The organism is Brevibacillus sp. FW306-2-1A-C05A (assembly GCF_058781555.1).
In genome coordinates this window covers 1-16,692 of record NZ_JBYSWV010000027.1, presented here as the reverse complement: position 1 = coordinate 16,692, position 16,692 = coordinate 1, and the positions used below count along the sequence as shown (strand labels likewise).

The 16,692-nt window shown below is 55.0% G+C and carries 17 protein-coding genes and 1 pseudogene; 9 read left to right on the top strand and 9 right to left on the bottom strand.

All coding sequences use genetic code 11. The features are described from left to right. Nucleotides 1-61 precede the first annotated feature (61 nt). The 3 genes from AC3WJN_RS16250 to AC3WJN_RS16240 are packed head-to-tail and all read left to right on the top strand — an operon-like array spanning nt 62 to nt 2,534. Nucleotides 62-694, top strand: coding sequence for a hypothetical protein (locus AC3WJN_RS16250; protein WP_005828146.1), 633 nt, complete (start codon nt 62-64; stop codon nt 692-694). A 41-nt stretch (nt 695-735) separates the two neighbouring features. Beyond that, nucleotides 736-1,380: a CBS and ACT domain-containing protein gene (locus AC3WJN_RS16245; RefSeq protein ID WP_221843546.1), complete on the top strand. Its 645-nt coding sequence runs from the start codon at nt 736-738 to the stop codon at nt 1,378-1,380. After that, nucleotides 1,377-2,534 (top strand): acetoin utilization protein AcuC, encoded by a 1,158-nt coding sequence (locus AC3WJN_RS16240; RefSeq protein WP_005828143.1) that lies wholly within the window; start codon nt 1,377-1,379, stop codon nt 2,532-2,534. Before AC3WJN_RS16245 ends, AC3WJN_RS16240 begins: the two co-directional genes overlap by 4 nt. Nucleotides 2,535-2,651: 117 nt before the next feature. Here AC3WJN_RS16240 and AC3WJN_RS16235 read toward each other — a convergent pair whose 3' ends face one another. The 4 genes from AC3WJN_RS16235 to AC3WJN_RS16220 form a co-directional block, all read right to left on the bottom strand. Continuing rightward, nucleotides 2,652-3,587: a 5'-methylthioadenosine/adenosylhomocysteine nucleosidase gene (locus AC3WJN_RS16235; RefSeq protein WP_005828140.1), complete on the bottom strand. Its 936-nt coding sequence runs from the start codon at nt 3,585-3,587 to the stop codon at nt 2,652-2,654. Between the two features lie 35 nt (nt 3,588-3,622). Then, nucleotides 3,623-4,633, bottom strand: a complete 1,011-nt coding sequence (ccpA, locus tag AC3WJN_RS16230) for a catabolite control protein A (protein WP_007783203.1) — start codon at nt 4,631-4,633, stop codon at nt 3,623-3,625. Nucleotides 4,634-4,748: 115 nt separating this feature from the next. Further along, entirely contained in the window at nt 4,749-5,057 is a 309-nt protein-coding gene (locus tag AC3WJN_RS16225) for a metal-sensitive transcriptional regulator (RefSeq protein WP_005828137.1), read from the bottom strand. 129 nt (nt 5,058-5,186) lie between these two features. After that, on the bottom strand, nt 5,187-6,284 hold the full coding sequence (locus AC3WJN_RS16220; RefSeq protein WP_005828135.1) for a bifunctional 3-deoxy-7-phosphoheptulonate synthase/chorismate mutase: 1,098 nt from the start codon (nt 6,282-6,284) through the stop codon (nt 5,187-5,189). Between the two features lie 286 nt (nt 6,285-6,570). Between AC3WJN_RS16220 and AC3WJN_RS16215 the strand changes: the two genes are divergently transcribed. Continuing rightward, nucleotides 6,571-8,748, top strand: coding sequence for a cell division protein FtsA (locus AC3WJN_RS16215; protein ID WP_051353942.1), 2,178 nt, complete (start codon nt 6,571-6,573; stop codon nt 8,746-8,748). Nucleotides 8,749-8,851: 103 nt separating this feature from the next. Here the strand turns inward: AC3WJN_RS16215 and ytxJ are convergent, their stop codons facing one another. From ytxJ to AC3WJN_RS16200, 3 genes are all read right to left on the bottom strand, one after another. Then, the gene (ytxJ, locus tag AC3WJN_RS16210; protein ID WP_492329305.1) at nt 8,852-9,178 is read right to left on the bottom strand and encodes a bacillithiol system redox-active protein YtxJ; all 327 of its coding nucleotides are present in this window, start codon (nt 9,176-9,178) and stop codon (nt 8,852-8,854) included. 144 nt (nt 9,179-9,322) lie between these two features. Further along, nucleotides 9,323-9,721, bottom strand: coding sequence for a hypothetical protein (locus tag AC3WJN_RS16205; RefSeq protein WP_005828130.1), 399 nt, complete (start codon nt 9,719-9,721; stop codon nt 9,323-9,325). A 251-nt stretch (nt 9,722-9,972) separates the two neighbouring features. Then, the gene (locus tag AC3WJN_RS16200; protein ID WP_007783191.1) at nt 9,973-10,206 is read right to left on the bottom strand and encodes a hypothetical protein; all 234 of its coding nucleotides are present in this window, start codon (nt 10,204-10,206) and stop codon (nt 9,973-9,975) included. Between the two features lie 212 nt (nt 10,207-10,418). On the opposite strand from AC3WJN_RS16200, the gene AC3WJN_RS16195 reads away from it, so the two are divergent. Further along, complete coding sequence (locus AC3WJN_RS16195; RefSeq protein ID WP_007783189.1) at nt 10,419-10,511, top strand: YjcZ family sporulation protein; 93 nt, start codon at nt 10,419-10,421, stop codon at nt 10,509-10,511. Between the two features lie 157 nt (nt 10,512-10,668). Continuing rightward, nucleotides 10,669-11,781, top strand: a complete 1,113-nt coding sequence (locus AC3WJN_RS16190; RefSeq protein WP_007783187.1) for an aminopeptidase — start codon at nt 10,669-10,671, stop codon at nt 11,779-11,781. Nucleotides 11,782-11,969: 188 nt separating this feature from the next. Here the strand turns inward: AC3WJN_RS16190 and AC3WJN_RS16185 are convergent, their stop codons facing one another. Next, nucleotides 11,970-12,512 (bottom strand): PadR family transcriptional regulator, encoded by a 543-nt coding sequence (locus AC3WJN_RS16185; protein ID WP_005828125.1) that lies wholly within the window; start codon nt 12,510-12,512, stop codon nt 11,970-11,972. A gap of 288 nt (nt 12,513-12,800) precedes the next feature. Between AC3WJN_RS16185 and AC3WJN_RS16180 the strand changes: the two are divergent. Next, nucleotides 12,801-13,262 (top strand): annotated as a pseudogene (locus AC3WJN_RS16180) (S1C family serine protease); the annotation flags it as partial. A 40-nt stretch (nt 13,263-13,302) separates the two neighbouring features. Here the strand turns inward: AC3WJN_RS16180 and AC3WJN_RS16175 are convergent. Further along, nucleotides 13,303-14,421 (bottom strand): YheC/YheD family endospore coat-associated protein, encoded by a 1,119-nt coding sequence (locus AC3WJN_RS16175; protein WP_007783182.1) that lies wholly within the window; start codon nt 14,419-14,421, stop codon nt 13,303-13,305. 259 nt (nt 14,422-14,680) lie between these two features. Here AC3WJN_RS16175 and AC3WJN_RS16170 point away from each other — a divergent pair, with 259 nt between their 5' ends. Then, the gene (locus AC3WJN_RS16170) at nt 14,681-15,001 is read left to right on the top strand and encodes a winged helix-turn-helix transcriptional regulator (protein WP_005828119.1); all 321 of its coding nucleotides are present in this window, start codon (nt 14,681-14,683) and stop codon (nt 14,999-15,001) included. 138 nt (nt 15,002-15,139) lie between these two features. After that, nucleotides 15,140-16,591, top strand: a complete 1,452-nt coding sequence (locus AC3WJN_RS16165; protein ID WP_005828118.1) for a recombinase family protein — start codon at nt 15,140-15,142, stop codon at nt 16,589-16,591. The last annotated feature ends 101 nt before the right edge of the window (nt 16,592-16,692 follow it).

Below are 16,692 nucleotides of genomic sequence, written 5' to 3'. Positions count from 1 at the left end.
TCAGCAGAGATGGTTACAATCGCCATCTCTCTTTTTCTACAAGCATTAGGGGGGGGAACCGATGGAACACGTCAAACGCTATCACTCTGCGAGCATGGTCGTGAACGGAAAAGAACTGCTTATCGAAGGACCGATTACGGGGAGATATTTGGCTGACTTGCGCTTCGATGAAGGACTCAAGGCATTTCGCATCCCCGAGCAACAGCATGAGGCCCTGATTGAAATAGCGGATCTCCCGGAAGGCCGCATCATCATCGCCCGGGAAGGGGACCTTGTGCTCGGTTACGTCACCTTCCTCCACCCCGATCCGCTGGAACGCTGGTCCATGGCCAAACTGCCCGATCTGCTGGAGCTTGGCGCCATCGAAATCAGCCACAAGGTACGGGCTGGCGGCGTAGCCAAGAAACTGCTTGAAGTCGCCTTTATGGATGACGCCATGGAAGACTACGTCATTATTACGACCGAGTATTACTGGCATTGGGATTTGAAAGGAACGGGACTCGATGTGTGGCAGTACAGAAAGGTCATGGAAAAAGTAATGGGCAGCGTCGGACTGACCTGGATGGCGACAGACGATCCGGAAATATGCTCGCACCCCGCCAACTGTCTGATGGCCAAAATCGGAAAACGAGTTCCTGCTGAAACAATCGTCGCTTTTGATGCCATGCGCTTTCAGAATCGCTTTCTTTATTAGTCTGGACATCTTTTCCATAAGATGCAAGGAGGCCCTCATTCATGCGCGTAGAAGATATCATGCGAAAAAACGTCGTTTCCATTCAGCCTGCGACTACCATCGGAGAATCCCTACTGCTGCTCAGAGCCAATCGCATCAGGCATTTGCCCGTCATTGAAAATGACATGCTGGTCGGCATCGTCTCAGACCGCGATCTGCGCGATGCCCTTCCCTCCCGCCTGCTTACCCATGATGACGACGACACCGTCCTGCACAAGCCTGTGGCTGACATCATGCAAAAACAGGTCATCACCGCCCACCCGCTTGACTTCATCGAAGACGCCGCCCTGCAAATTTACGAGCATAAAATCGGTTCGCTGCCGATCGTGGAAGGAAGCCGCCTGGTCGGGATTGTGACAGAATCCGACCTGTTTTCCAGCCTGATTGAGCTGTTCGGCGTCAACAAGCCCAGCTCCCATATCGAGGTAGAAGTAGAAGATCGCGTCGGCATGCTGGCAGAGGTCAGCCAGGTGTTTCGCGAAGCCCAGGTCAACGTCACCAGCGTCATTGTGTTTCCAGGCAAAAACCCCGGGAAAAAGAACCTGGTCTTCCGCGTCCAGACGATTGATCCGCGCGTCGTGACCCAATTGCTGCTGCAAAGAGGCTTTGACGTCATCGGACCGACAGACGGGGGGGTACTCCTGTGAGCCGGAACGCTCGTCTGATCTACTCCCCCGACTACACGAAGTATTACTTTCACGATGACCACCCGTTTAATCAGCGCCGTCTGCTGCTCATGCACGATCTGATGAGCAGCTACGGCCTGCTCACAGAGTCAGACTTGCTGGCGCCGCGCATGGCAACGGACGACGAGCTCGCCCTCGTCCACGACAGGCGCTACATCGAGTTCGTCCGCGAGCAGGGGCACAGCGAAGCAGAGCTGCCGCAGGCGATGAGCTACGGCCTTGGCACCGAGGACGTCCCCTGTTTTCGGAATATGCACGAATCGGCTGCCCTCATTGTCGGAGGGACGCTGAATGCCGTCGATGCTGTCATGCAAGGAGAGGCAGCGCACGCCTTCAATCCGGCGGGCGGGCTGCACCACGCTTTTCGCGGACGCGCTTCCGGCTTTTGCATCTACAACGACTGCTCCGTCGCCATCGCCTATTTGCGCAAGCATTGGAATGCCCGCGTCATGTACATCGACACGGATGCGCATCATGGCGACGGCGTCCAATGGGCGTTTTACGATGATCCTAATGTCCTGACCGTTTCCATCCATGAGACGGGAAAATACCTGTTTCCAGGAACGGGCAATCTGTCGGAACGCGGGGATGGAAGCGGTTACGGATTTTCCGTCAATGTCCCGCTCGACGCCTTCACGGAAGACGATTCGTTTTTGGAGGTGTACGAGGAGCTGGTAGCCAAGCTGGCGCACGGCTTCAAGCCGGACGTGATCTTGACGCAAAACGGCTGCGATGCGCATACGTTTGATCCGCTGACGCACCTCTCCTGCTCGATGAAAATTTACCAGTCGATTCCCCGGCTTGCCCATCGGCTCGCCCATGAGTATTGCGACGGCCGCTGGATCGCGGTAGGCGGCGGGGGCTACGACATTTGGCGGGTCGTGCCGCGAGCGTGGACGCTGCTTTGGAGCGAAATGAGCGATCAGCCGCTGGAAGACGGCGACCTGCCGCCCGGCTGGCTTCAGCGCTGGCAGCCGCAGACTGATTTGCAGTTGCCGCTGCGCCTGTTTGACGAACCGTTTCCGGCGATTCCCCGCCGGGCGGAGATTACCGAAAAAAACCGGATTACTCTGGAGCGGGCAATTCTGTACGCGCCGACTGGAGCAGGCAAATGAGTTTGCTTGCTCTTTTTTTGCTCTCCTGTGCGTGGCAAGAGGCAAGAGGGAACAAAAAAAAGCGGGCAGACCGCGCATCCCCTTGCGATGCCGTTCTTCCCGCTTCTTCGTTTTTCGCTATTTTTGCACAAGTGCTTCCAACTCAGCCGGTGCAAAGCCTTTGACCGCTTTGTCGCCGACGACTGTCACCGGAACGCCCATGAAGCCAAAGCGCTCGACTTCCTCCTGGTAAGCGCGGCTGGTCATGACGTCGCGCACTTCGAAGGAAATGCCTTTTGCCGTCAGCCATTGCTTGACCATGTCGCAATCGACGCAGTTTTTCGTCGAGTAGACGATCACTCCCGGTTGCGCCGCGCCTGTGGAGGCGGTCAGCATGTTGCGGACAATCGCGTACGAGCGCTGCGAGGCGAGCTTCGTAAACTCGACAAAATTGACGTGCGCAGAGCCGTCTGCCTTGTCGGACATGGAGCGCACCACGACAAACGGCACGCCGTTCATCGCACATACTTGTCCGACCGCGGCCCCTTCCATCTCTGTGCAGTGAGCGCCGAACTGCTCATACAGCCATTGCACTTTTTCCCGGCTCGCCACGAACTGGTCGCCGGACAAAATACGGCCGCTCACGACCTGGACGCCTGCTTCCAACTCCTTGCCCGCTTCGATCGCCTGCTGCATCAGCTCTTGGTCGGCTTGCCACGTCCACTGCTCGGTAAAAGGAATTTGCCCTGGGGCAAAGCCGAGCGGCGTCACGTCGATATCGTGCTGGAGGCAATCTGTCGAGACGACGATATCACCAATGTTCAATTCCGGGTGAACCGCTCCGGCCACCCCTGTAAAAATGACTCGTTCCACCTGAAACTGGTCGATCAAGATTTGCGTCGTGACCGCAGCGTTGACCTTGCCGACGCCCGATTTGCACAGCACGACTTCTTTTCCTTCCATCTTGCCCGTATAGTAGGTCACTCCGGCTTTGACGGTCGTAGCCGTCTGTTCCATCGCTTCCAGGTACAGCGCAATTTCTTCATCCATGGCGCCGATAATTCCGTACCGCATCATCCATCCTCCTATGCTGTCCATCCGCAGAACGATTACGCCTGCTGTGGCTTCGTGCTCTCCCGATACTCGATCCGGTGCGGCAGCAGCACCACGTGCTCTTCCACGTTTTCGTTGTTCATGTACTTCGTCAACAGGCGCATCGCCACGGCCCCGATATCGTACATTGGCTGCACCACGGAAGTCAGGCGCGGACGCACCATTTCCACGAGGCGGATGTTGTCGTGGCCGATGACTTCAATATCGCCCGGCACGTTCAGGCCGGAGTCCTGGATGGCGTGGATTGCGCCAATCGCCATTTCGTCGTTGGCGGCGAAAATCGCCGTTGGCGGCTCGGACAGAGCAAGAAATGCCTTCGTCGTCGACAAGCCTGACTCGTAGAAGTAGTTGCCTGTCGCCACCAGTTCCTCGTCCAGCTCGATGCCGCCGTCCTTCAGCGCCTTTTTGTACCCTTCGTAGCGCATCAGGCCGTTGAGCGGGTCGTTAGGCGGACCCGCGATCATCGCGATCCGCTTGTGGCCGCGAGAAACAAGCGCTTCTGTCGCGTCGTAGGCAGCCTGGAAGTGGTCGATGCTCACCGACGGCAGCACGTTGTCCGCATCGCGGGTCGCAGCCAGAACCGTCGGCACCGACGTGCTGGTCAATGCCTGCAAATGGTCCTCCTTGATCTCGGCTCCCAGGAACAACAGCCCGTCCACCTGCTTTTCGAGCAGCGTATTGATGAGCTGCAGCTCCTTTTCCATCCGCTGGTCAGAGTTGCAGAGGATAATGTTGTACTTGTACATGGTAGCAATGTCTTCAATCCCTCGCGCCAATTCGGAAAAAAACAAACTGGAGATATCCGGGATGATGACACCGACGGTTGTTGTTTTTTTGCTGGCGAGACCGCGGGCAACGGCATTGGGTCGATACCCCAGACGTTCAATTGCAGCCAGTACCTTTTTTCGGGTCAACGGCTTTACGTTCGGATTTCCGTTGACGACACGGGAGACGGTCGCCATCGAAACCCCCGCTTCTCTTGCCACGTCGTAGATTGTAACCGGCATCACACACCCTCACTTTCCCTATATATTGGTTTTCATAGTTATTTTCATAAATATATGCACCTATGATACGACAAGCCGTATATCGATGCAATCGTTTTTGCGGCCTTTTCCGCCGTTATTTCATTAGTTTGTTCATCGTTTTCAAAAGCTCGTCAATTACTTCGCTATCGCCTTGCTGGATGCGCTCGATGACACAGCTTTTCATGTGTCCTTCCAGCAGCATTTTGCCCACGGCATTCAAGGCGGACTGCACAGCCGCGATCTGGTTGAGAATGTCGTCGCAGTAGACGTCCTTTTCCACCATCCCGCGTATCCCGCGAATTTGCCCCTCGACCCGGTTGAGCCGGGAGACGAGATTCGATTTGATTTTATCAGGCCGCACGGTGGCGCGATCAGACGAGCAGCAGTGGTCACGATCATTCATCTGGCATTGCCTCCTTTGCCGATATCAGCACTTAAATCCTAGCTTACTTGGTCGGCCCAAGGTTCGTCAAATAAGAAAGGCCCTTCCCGCGCGCAGGAAGGGCCAGCAAACTCACTTCAAACTGTTTCGTTATCCTCTTGCAGCTACGACTTCGCCTTTGTACAGGCCGGAAGCGAGCAATTCGTCCACGAACTCGTTGAATTGAGGAATGTTGAGCTGTTGCTTCGCATCGGACAGCGCTACGTCCGGGTCCGGGTGAACCTCGACCATGACGCCGTCGGAGCCGATTGCAAATCCTGCTTTGGCGCAAGGCAGCAACAGGTCGCGGCGGCCAGTGGAGTGGGTCACATCGACGAATACTGGCAAGTGCGTTTCCTGCTTGAGCAGCGGCACAGCCGAGATGTCGAGCGTGTTGCGCGTCGCTTTTTCGTAAGTGCGGATACCGCGCTCACACAACATCACTTGCGCATTGCCTTCGGAGACGATGTACTCGGCTGCGTAGATGAATTCCTCGATCGTTGCCGCCAAGCCGCGCTTGAGCAGGATAGGCTTGTTCACGCGGCCCGCTGCTTTCAGCAATTCGAAGTTCTGCATGTTGCGCGCACCGATTTGGATGACGTCGATGTACTCGGCTGCCATTTCCAGATCGGCAGGCGTCACGATTTCGCTGATGGTTACGAGGTTGAACTCGTCCCCGATGCGCTTCAAGATTTTCAAACCTTCTACGCCAAGACCTTGGAAGTCGTATGGAGACGTACGAGGCTTGTATGCGCCGCCGCGCAATGTTCTCAGACCGCGCTTCGCGTGGTTCTCCGCGACAGCTCTCACTTGCTCGTAGCTTTCTACGGAGCAAGGGCCAGCGATCAGGATCGGACTCTTTCCGCCGAACTCGACGCCTTTTACCGTAATCACGGTGTCTTCCGCTTTTTTCTTGCGGCTGACCAGCAGTACTTTTTTCTTGTCTTCGTTTTGCAGTTCCAAAGATACTTGGAAAATTTGCTTGAACAGGTGGCGGACTGTGCTGTCGTTGAACGGACCTTTGTTGTTTTCCACGATCAGGTTGAGCATTTGGCGCTCGCGCTCAGGATCGAAGCGGCTGCTGCCCTGCTTTTCCTTTTCTTTGCCTAGCTCTTGCACCAATGTCGCCCGCTGGTTGATTAAATCCAAGATTTGCAGATTGATTTCGTCTATCTGCTTGCGCATGGTTTCAATTTGGTCGTGTGCCATGTGTCTCTCCACTCTCCTCTTTTTATATGGGTCAACTAGGTGGTTGGCGATAAATTAGGGTTATTATAATCGATTCATACTCCCTTGTCAGCAGTTTAGCGCCAAAAAGCGCGAAAGTAAATTATTTATGTTTTTTTACCTTTGCAAATTCTTCGCCAAAAACGGGAAGATTCCTTGTTTCGACAGGATTCTTTGTCGCTTGGGTCGAATCAAATGGATATATGTTCTAACTGCTTTCTTCATCTATTCCTGCAGATTTACACGAAAACGAGGGAGTGACTTGCCTTTGTCAGCCTATACAGAACCAGGCTCCCCTGAGCTGATTTTTTCCTTAGATATCGGAACGCGCAGCGTCGTCGGACTGATTGTGGAATCGACAAAAGACCAGTTTCGCGTGCTGGATTGCGCGATTCGCGAGCACGACGAGCGCTCCATGCTGGACGGTCAGATTCACGACGTCGTCGCTGTCGCGAAGGTCATCAAGCAAATAAAAGAAGAACTGGAAGAAAAACACGGCCCGCTGCACCAAGTAGCCGTGGCGGCAGCCGGCCGCTCGCTACGCACCCGGCGCGTGCGCGTGGACATGCCGTTGTCCAGACACGCGTTTATTACGCGCGAGGATGTCGTGGCGCTGGAGTTTGCCGCGGTGCAGGAAGCACAGGCTGATCTGGCGAAGGAGCTGCGCGAGCAAGATGTCACGCGCTATTACTGTGTCGGCTACAGCGTCGTCAACTACTATCTGGACGAAGAGCTGATCGGCAGCCTGATCGACCAGCGCGGCGATACGGCCAGCGCAGACGTGATCGCGACGTTCCTCCCGCGGGTCGTCGTCGACTCGCTGATCGCCGCCCTGAAGCGGTGCGATCTGGAGATGCAGGCGCTCACGCTGGAGCCGATTGCCGCCATCAACGTGCTCATCCCTGTGACCATGCGCAGGCTCAACATTGCCCTCGTCGACATCGGCGCGGGCACCTCTGACGTCGCCTTGACCGAGGAAGGCGCGATTACGGCTTACGGCATGGTCCCGGTAGCCGGAGACGAGATCACAGACGCGCTGATGAATGCCTTTTTGCTCGATTTTCCGATGGCAGAAGAGGTCAAGCGCCTGCTGTCCACCCGTGAGTCCGTCACCTTCACGGACATTCTCGGCATGGAGCATACGATGAGCGCAGCCGAAATAACCAGCGCGATTGAGGCTGACATCTCGCAGCTCGCAGAGAAGATCGCGACGAAAATCATCGAGCTGAACGGCAAAGCGCCGCAAGCTGTCATGCTGATCGGCGGCGGCAGCCTCACTCCTGGCTTGACGGGAAAAGTCGCCCAGTTTTTGAACATGCCTGCCGCGCGCGTCGCGGTCAGAGGCGGCGATGCCATCAAGCAGTTCGTGGGAGACAATCCGGCGCTCAGCGGCCCGGAGTTTGTGACGCCAGTCGGAATCGCGGTTGCCGCACGCCGCCATCCTCTGCGCTACGTCACCGTCACGGTCAACGACACGCCACTGCGTATTTTCGACCTGCGGAAAATGTCCTTGGGCGATTCCTTGATTGCCGCCGGGCTGGACATTCGCCGTCTCTACGGCAGACCGGGCCTGGCGATGAGCGTCACCGTCAACGGCAGGATGAAAATGATTCCCGGCGGTCACGGCACCCCTCCGGTCATCTTGAAAAACGGCGAAGCGGCGAGTCTCGACTCGCCGATTGCCGACGGGGACAGCATTACAGTGGTCGCCGGAACTAACGGCGTGGACGCCAGCGTCATGGTGCGCGACCTGCTCGACCAGTTGGACACATTGGACATCCTCTGCAACGACCGTCCGCTCTCGCTCGGGCCAGTGATCCGGGTAAACGGCACCCCTGCCGAGCTTGACGACCAGTTGAGCGATCGCGCAGAAGTCGAGATTCGCCTCCCCCGCACCGTGTCCGAGGTGCTGGAGTCAGCCGGGCTGTTCCCGTCAGAAAAACAGCCTGCGCAAACCGGGCTGCATTTCAGCGTGAACGGCCAGTCTTATACGCTGCCTTCCCACAATCCGGTCCTCTTGTTAAACGGCAAGCCCGCCGCTTACAGCGATTCTGTGCGGCAAGGCGATGAGCTGCACTATCGCCTGGAGGAAGTTCCGCCGCCGGCCATTCGCGATGTGATTCCGCTGGAAGAGTGGGTCCAGGAGACGATGACTGTGTACTTTAACGGCGAACGCGTAGTGCTGCCAGTGGCGCAAGTGTCGATCACCGTGGACGGAAAAGCGGCCGCGGCAGACGAGCTGGTGCCGGACGGCGCGGTGATTACCGTAAAATCTACGCCAGCCGCTCCGCCTGTATTCAGCGACGTCTTCCGCTTTGTCAACTTCTCGCTGGAGAAGCCGGAAAGCGAAAGCATCTCCGGTTTTGTCATGCTGGTGAACGGCGAGCAAGCCAGCTTCCAGACCGAGCTGAAAAGCGGAGACAAGCTGGAGCTGTATTGGGAGTAGCCATCTGAAAAGCTTGACTCACCAAGCCGTGAGGAAGATTTATCTGCACAAAAAAAGAGCTGCGGAATTGAACCGACAGCTCTTTTTTGCGTGATGATGTCTTTTAAGCCCCTACCGCCTGGCTGATCGCATCCTTGGTAATTTTCCAGTGCGACGTGTGCCATTTCACTTCGCCGTCTTCCAGCAGGAAAATTTGCGGGGATTCGTGCTTGATCGCAAAACGCTCGGCGACCGCGTTGGACACCGGGCGATCTTCCCGCACCAGGATGACAGCCGCTTCCAGCGGATGCTCCAGCAAGTACGCCTGGAACTCCTCGTAAGCAGACGTGCTGATCGGGCAGATGGTGCTATGCTTGAACAAAAGCTTTTTGCCTTTTTGGGCCACGAACTGGTCCAGTTCCTCGAGCGAATGAAGCTGTTTTTGTGCCACCATGTATCTCTCCTTTTGAGTCGCTATTGGTTTTCAGTATAGCGAAATCTGGATAGCGAAGTCTACGTTTGCGGTGCAGGGAGCAAAAAGCGGCCGCGCGGACATACCAAAAAGGAGCCGCCTGCAACAGCGCCTCCTTTTTTCTTATACCATGATTTTTGTCAATCGCTCACGCAATTCCAGCATCCATTTTTGATCGCCTAGGGACTGCGCCAACAAAAACAGATCCAGAAGCTCGTTGACCCTCTCGCCCAGCACTTCTCGCACCGAAGAGTCTGCCTTCTCATTAGCAATAAGTACCAATAAGTTGGATAACTCTGACAACTCTTCAAACTCGATCGCCTGGCGCTGCGGATGTTGGCCCAGTTCCTCCATGAGTGATTTCAAATCATCCTTAATCACATCTACCACCTGGGAATGAGCGCAGCAATCGTCAACGCAAACGTGTACGGGCACATTCATGATTTTCACCCGTTTTTTATACACGACATTGCGCAGGACGATCTCCATGTCATTCCCGCAGCGGCTGCATTTCTTTTGCACAAAGTTCACCCCTAACTATCTACATATGTATACCTCTCATACTATTCGTGACCGCCTTCTTCAATCCTGCTAAACGCCAGGTGGTACATGGTGGATACAGTGGCAGATATAGTACGGCACAGACTGGTCCTTTTGGCACTGGAACAAACGTTTTTCTCCGCATATAAGCCCAGCGCCCGCACGTGAAAAAACGAAAAAACGATGCCCTCCAGCTTGAGAGCATCGTTTTTGGCTGCCGGCTTTTGCCGTGCTTATGCGTAAATCGCGTTGACCTTTTCACAGTGCGGGCAGACAGCTACCTTGCCGGAATGCCCTGCCTCGTCTTCCACCCGGTATCCTGTAATGCGCTCTGAAAAGCAAAACAAGCATTCCGTATTGAAATCCATATCGTACTGGGCTTTCCACACAATGGATTTGAAATCCTCGCCTACATTGATGGTAATTGGGACAAGATCGTGCGCAAGACTCGATAATGATCTTTGCATCGCCATAACATCCTTTCGTTTTTTGCAAAGTCTTTTCGTATCCTCTAGCTTTTCCTGCTTTTCAGAATAATAAACATGCAAAGTGATGTGGGCCAAACTGAAAGAATCTTCCCAAAAATGGGCGAATGCCCGTATCGGGACTGTGCAAAAACCCATATGTTATGGATGTAAGCACAAGAGGCTTAACACACAACAAGGAGGATGTTCATCCTATGAGCAGCATTTTCAATGGAGACCTCGATGATTTCACCTTAGTGTTGATTCTTTTTATCCTGCTGGTCATCATCGGCTGCGGCTGCGATTGACATAGCCATATTGGCGCAGGACGCTGCATATACATGAAGAACCGAATCCTGTAAACGCGTTTCCTCCGCACGCTACCCTTGCATGGGTAGCTTTTTTCTATGCGATTTGTGTACAATACATACTGATATGATATGGAAAGCGAGGGATCCCCTTCCTATGAAAGATCCGCGTATTGAAAAATTGGCAGACGTACTGGTCAACTACTCCACCCGCGTGCAAAAGGGTGAAAACGTTTTAATCTACGCCGTCGGCAATGTGACGGACTTGACGAAAGCAGTCATTGCCAAAGTGTACGAAGCTGGAGGCAATCCTTACGTTCAACTGATCGACCAGAGCATCCAGCGCGAGCTGCTGCTCGGCGTAAACGAAACCCAGCTTGGCGTCATGCGCGAGGCAGACGTCTCCTTCATGAAGCAGATGGATTGCTACATCGGCATTCGCGGCGGCGACAACATTAGCGAGCTGGCTGACGTGCCTGGCGACAAAATGCAACTGTACTCCAAGCTGCTGATGCGCCCTGTGCTCGACGTGCGCGTGCCGGAAACGAGATGGGTCGTGCTCCGCTACCCGAACGCTTCCATGGCCCAGCTTGCCAACATGAGCACTGCTGCCTTCGAAGATTTTTACTTCAAGGTGTGCACGCTCGACTACGGCAAAATGGACAAAGCGATGGACAACCTCGTCGAGCTGATGGAAAAAACCGACAAGGTGCGCATCGTAGGACCAGGCACAGACCTGACCTTCTCGATCAAAGGCATCCCTGCGATCAAATGCGCGGGCGAAGCCAACATTCCGGACGGGGAAGTCTTTACGGCACCTGTGCGCGACTCCGTCAACGGCACGATCGCCTACAACACGCCATCCCCGTACCAAGGCTTTACATACGACAACATCAAGCTGACGTTCAAGGACGGAAAAATCATTGAAGCGACCGCGAACGACACGAAAAAAATCAACGAAGTGTTCGACACCGATGAAGGCGCGCGCTACGTCGGCGAATTTGCGATCGGGGTCAACCCTTACATCCAAAACCCGATGAAAGACATCTTGTTCGATGAAAAAATCGACGGCAGCTTCCACTTTACACCAGGGCAAGCTTACGACGACGCTTTCAACGGCAACAAGTCCTCGATCCACTGGGATCTGGTGATGATCCAGCGCCCAGAGTGGGGCGGCGGCGAAATCTGGTTTGACGACCGCCTGATCCGCAAAGACGGCCGCTTCGTCGTGCCTGAGCTCGAATGCCTCAACCCGGAAAACTTGAAGTAAGCTGTCTGGACCTGGCTTCGCCATGCTTTTTTCGGCCGGCGAAGCCTTTTGCTTGCACAAAAGGCGAAGGACCAAGCGTGTCCAGCTTGCTGCAGCGCAAAAAACAAAGGCTTCGCCGACTGTTTCTGGCGAAGCCTCTTTTGCTTATGCGGTTATCGGTTGGAAAAGCTCATCTGCCGGCCTTATGCTTAGCCGGAGGCAGCGGACAAGGCTGGCTGCTTCACGAGAGTCGGCATCTTTTGCTCCAAAAAGGCAATCGTCGACTCCAGGTGGTGAATCGTGTATTCCCAGCAAAAGCGCTGATATTCGTCAAATTGCAGTTCCAGCTTTTTAAAAGACGCCCGGCTTTGCTGAAGCATTTGCCGTTGCAGATTCAGACAGCTTTCCAGCATGTCTCTTTGCTCCTCTGGCGTGCGGCTCTTGCCGAAGAAAATTTTCACCAGCATGTCGGAGCGCAGCACCGGAGGCAAAATCGGCGTCTGGATTTCCTGACGGAACACTTCTTTTCCTTGTGCCGTGATCTGGTACAAAATTTTATTGGGCTTTCCAGACTGGATCACTTCTTGCTTGGTGACCAGTCCTTCTTCCTCCAGCTTGCGCAGCGCAGGGTATATCGCTCCAAAGCTGGCGTCGTAGAAAAATCCAATGCTATTGGAAAACGCCTGCTTGATATCGTACCCACTCATCTCTCCGTAGCTCAAAAAGCCAAGTATGATCGTTTTTACATCCATCTCTTCGCATCCTCCATTATCTTTCTTTTTCTCTCTCTACAGACAAGGCAGATTATTCCCTCTTTTCAGACAAGTACAGGTATTCATCTGCTTAGCCTTTATGTTCAAAATATTCTCTAACTACATGTATTATAATTCGATTCTAATAATTATACCAATGCTATTTCTTTATTATATCAATCAAAAATAATGATATAACACACTGGCCGAACCAAATTGGGCGTCCCTTCCCTTTCGCCCCTCCATAAGATGATATATACCTAACTACTGCTGTAGGGGGAGATATTTGTGAAAAGTAAAAGATGGTCCCAATATACGCGAGTAAAGTACCCTGTGAGCAGCAGCAGTCTGCACCCGTTCAATTTTTTTGTTCCGATTGTAGAGCGAGTTCAGGAGGGAGTCGTCTCCATCGTGACAGAAGACGCCCCCCTTGCTAAAGACGTCGATACCCTGATCCGCAGCCTCATCGACCACGAATATAAATCGACGACGCCTACCGAGCGCAGCTTCGGCTCCGGATTTATCTTCCATCCTAGAGGTTATATCTTGACCAGCCAGCATGTCATCGGCAAATCGAAAAATATTTTTGTCAAGCTGTTCAACGGCAAGGTATTCGAAGCCAAGCGCATCATCGCTGATCGAGTCAGAGATTATGCTGTCATTAAAATTGACGCGGACTGCAAGCTTTACCCTTTGCCGCTCGGCAACTCTTCTCATACCAAGGTTGGTGAATGGGTCATCAGTGTCGGTTCCCCGCTTGCTGCCATAGCGACAAAAACCAGGCTATCGCTCAGACTCCGGCGCGGCGCACCTTCTCCGGAGCCATCCGGTTTTGCCTGCTGCGGGCAAGGTAGAGCGCGAACTGCACCGGACGCTCGATGGCTTTGGCATACGTGTCCAGCTCCCCGATCTGGCGAAAAACTTCGCGTCCCGGCTTCGGATTGACCTCGATCAGCCACACCTGCCCGTTCACATCCACTCCGATGTCCAGACCAAACTCCATCATCCGGCCGAAATAGTCCTCCAAGGTGCTCGCCACCTCATGGGCAAGCAAGTGGCATTCCCGGATGGTGTGCGGCGCCTGCCTTCTCCCGAAACAGCTTTCGATCAGCGGCACAAATGGAACTGCCCGTCCTCCGCCGTGCAGATTGGAAGTGGAGCTGCCTGGCTCCCCGATGCGAACCCCGCTGCCTGTCACACTCCATTCGCCTTCCGCGTCTTTTTGGATTAACACCCGCACATCCGCCACATGATTGGGGATCAGCCCGAGATCAAGCCCTTGCTGCACCAAAAAGTTGCCATCGGCAATTCGCTGCTCCGCAACCCAGCGGCCGACCCAGTTCTCCACGGCCGCCTTGCTGTCCAGCCTGGCCGTATGCACCTGATACTGCTTGTCGCGCCCGGAAAGGGCATATTCCTTGCCGACAGCCGCTACCCGCAAAATGCTTTTGCCGCCGGAACCGTTCCCCGGCTTGACATACACCAGCGGGTAACGCGCCAGCATGCTTGTCATTTTCTTTTTTTCGTACAAATGCGTCTCGGGAATCCAGCGTTTGACCCGTTCGTCTTTGGCCAGCAGTTGCGTCACACGCCACTTTTTGGAAAACGGGCTGTTCGCAAAGAAAAACAGGTCGCTGTTGCGCATGCGGATGTACTCTGGCACGCGCCGCCGATAACGGTCAATAACCACCTCCGGCCAGGGAAACCATCGGCTGGTCCAGCCGCCCCCTGCTTTCGGCACAAAGCCTCTGATCTTTTTTTCTTTTCCGTGTACGTCCTGATGCGAAAACAGGTAGATTTCTGCCCCCAGCTTCTGCCCGGCCAGCACGAGCTTGCGCAAATAGTCCGGCTCGCCAAAGCGCTGTCCCTGGCGCCAGGTCAAAATCCCGATCACCCGTTTGGGAAGCATCTTAACACCCTCTTCTTCTCGAATCGTTCGCCACAGTTTATGTGCGTTTGCCTGCATGCGAAACGCTTCGTTGGCGAATCGGGCTTGATCGCCTCCAGGCCCATCCGCAGGCGGTCGGCCAAATTCGTCCGCATACATACGGGCCCAATAGGCAACAACATAGAGGGGCGGTCCCCAAACACTTCGTTACTTACTTTTTTCAAGCTTATCTGGTACAATAAGCGATAACACAACCATGCAATATAGAGGTGACGCCGACATGAGTCAAGAGTTTGCTGGCGAACACATGTGTCCCAAGTACGAATGCGCCATTAATGTCCTGGGCAAACGCTGGACAGGTCTAATCATTCACGTGTTGCTGCGCGGCGCTGTTCGCTTCAAGGATATTCGCGAGATGGTTCCGCACATGAGCGACAAAATGCTCTCGGAACGGCTGAAAGAGCTGGAGGAGCTGGGAATTTTGGAGCGCAAGGTATATCCGGAAATCCCTGTTCGCATCGAGTATGAATTGACAGAAAAAGGAAGGGATCTGCGTCCGGTCATTGAATCCATTCACGAATGGGGACAAAAATGGATGTAGCGTCGCCCCACTTGTCCAAAAAAGGATGAGCGGGGTTTTTTTGTGCTTGGAAACGCCGAGTTTTCTTTTGCGGGCCAGGCATACAAACCGGCATTTTGCTGTAGACTCTAGCAATCTCAGTCGACGGGAGGGAATCCGATGCGAACGGCTGTCTACATGCGCGTCAGCACCGAAGACCAGGCGCGGGAAGGCTTTTCGATCCCGGCCCAGCGGGAAAAGCTGTTGGCTTACGTTCACTCTCAAGGGTGGGAGGTTGCGGCGATCTACGCCGACGAAGGGATCAGCGCCAAGGACACAAACCGCCCCGCGCTCAAGCGGCTCCTGCGCGATATCCGGGAAGGGAACATCGACGTCGTGCTCGTCTATCGGCTCGATCGCCTCACCCGCTCCGTGCTGGATTTGTATCGGCTGCTGCAGGAGTTTGAAAAGTACGACGTGCGCTTCAAAAGCTGCACGGAGGTGTACGATACGACGACGGCGATCGGCCGGCTGTTTATTACGCTGGTGGCGGCGCTCGCGCAGTGGGAGCGGGAAAATTTGGCGGAGCGGGTCAAGCTCGGCATGGAGCAAATGGCGCGGGAACGCAAACGGCCAGGCGGCCCGCCGCCTTTTGGTTACGAGCTTCTGGCCGGGGAATTGACTGTCCAGCCCGCGGAGGCCGCTGGCGTGCGCGAGATGTTTGCCCGCTACGAAAAAGGCGAGTCTCCCCGCCAGATCGCCGAGTGGGCGAACCGCGAAGGTCTGCGCGGAAAAAATGGCGCACGCTGGAGTGCAAGCGCCGTCCTGCGCCTGTTGAAAAACCCGGTGTACCACGGGGCTTTGCGCTGGAACTACACCGATTCGCTCCAGCGCCAAAACGCGCCCGAGGAGTGGATTATCGAGGAAGCGACGCATCCTGCGATCATCGACAAAGCGTGCTTTGCCCGCGTGCAAAAAAAAATGGCGGCACGCGGTTCGCTCCATCCGCGCGTCCTCGGCTCGTCGTTTTCTTTTTCCGGCTTGCTCTACTGCTCGCGCTGCAACGCGCCGATGCGCGGAAAAACGGCGAAGAGCAAAAGCGGCGGGAGGCTGTATGTGCATCGCTACTATTTATGTAAAAACAAGCAGGCTGGTCGCTGCGACGCCCCTGCCATCCGCGAAGATCGGCTGGAGCAGGCGATTCTCACCGAGCTGATGCGCTATGCAAAAGAAGCGCTCGCCGCTTATGCGGAAGCACGGGAATCGCTTCGCCCAGTCGCTGGCGCGAGCGCAGAGGAGCTGGAGCGGAAGCGGGAGCGCAAACGGCGGCGCTGGGAGGCAGCCTACGAGGAAGGGCTGCTCTCCCTCGAAGCGTTTCGCGAAAAAATGGCGGCATTGCAATCGGAAGCGGACGAATCGAATCCTCCGCGAGCTGCCTTCCTCCCTGCTGCTCCTCTCCCCGACCCCAGCCTGCTGACCGAGTGGCCCCTCATCTGGTCCCATGCCAGCGAGGAAGAACGCCGCCTGCTCGTCTCCATTCTCATCCGGCGCGTGGAGGCAACCGTATCTTCCACCGCGGCGGGGCAGCGCCAAGAGCGCGCCATCTGCCTTCAGCACCTTGTCTTTCATTAAATAGTCTGCCTCTTTGCACACAGGCGGTTCCCCGCTTGCTGCCATAGCGACAAAAACCAGGCTATCGCTCAGACTCCGGCGCGGCGCACCTTCTCCGGAGC

Excerpts from the sequence above, each read along its gene's own strand:
- AC3WJN_RS16250 (WP_005828146.1), top strand. The coding sequence starts at position 62 with ATGGAACACGTCAAACGCTATCACTCTGCGAGCATGGTCGTGAACGGA.
- AC3WJN_RS16245 (WP_221843546.1), top strand. The coding sequence starts at position 736 with ATGCGCGTAGAAGATATCATGCGAAAAAACGTCGTTTCCATTCAGCCT.
- AC3WJN_RS16235 (WP_005828140.1), bottom strand. The coding sequence starts at position 3,587 with ATGCGGTACGGAATTATCGGCGCCATGGATGAAGAAATTGCGCTGTAC.
- ccpA (WP_007783203.1), bottom strand. The coding sequence starts at position 4,633 with ATGCCGGTTACAATCTACGACGTGGCAAGAGAAGCGGGGGTTTCGATG.
- AC3WJN_RS16225 (WP_005828137.1), bottom strand. The coding sequence starts at position 5,057 with ATGAATGATCGTGACCACTGCTGCTCGTCTGATCGCGCCACCGTGCGG.
- AC3WJN_RS16220 (WP_005828135.1), bottom strand. The coding sequence starts at position 6,284 with ATGGCACACGACCAAATTGAAACCATGCGCAAGCAGATAGACGAAATC.
- AC3WJN_RS16200 (WP_007783191.1), bottom strand. The coding sequence starts at position 10,206 with ATGCAAAGATCATTATCGAGTCTTGCGCACGATCTTGTCCCAATTACC.
- AC3WJN_RS16195 (WP_007783189.1), top strand. The coding sequence starts at position 10,419 with ATGAGCAGCATTTTCAATGGAGACCTCGATGATTTCACCTTAGTGTTG.
- AC3WJN_RS16190 (WP_007783187.1), top strand. The coding sequence starts at position 10,669 with ATGAAAGATCCGCGTATTGAAAAATTGGCAGACGTACTGGTCAACTAC.
- AC3WJN_RS16185 (WP_005828125.1), bottom strand. The coding sequence starts at position 12,512 with ATGGATGTAAAAACGATCATACTTGGCTTTTTGAGCTACGGAGAGATG.
- AC3WJN_RS16175 (WP_007783182.1), bottom strand. The coding sequence starts at position 14,421 with ATGCTTCCCAAACGGGTGATCGGGATTTTGACCTGGCGCCAGGGACAG.
- AC3WJN_RS16170 (WP_005828119.1), top strand. The coding sequence starts at position 14,681 with ATGAGTCAAGAGTTTGCTGGCGAACACATGTGTCCCAAGTACGAATGC.
- AC3WJN_RS16165 (WP_005828118.1), top strand. The coding sequence starts at position 15,140 with ATGCGAACGGCTGTCTACATGCGCGTCAGCACCGAAGACCAGGCGCGG.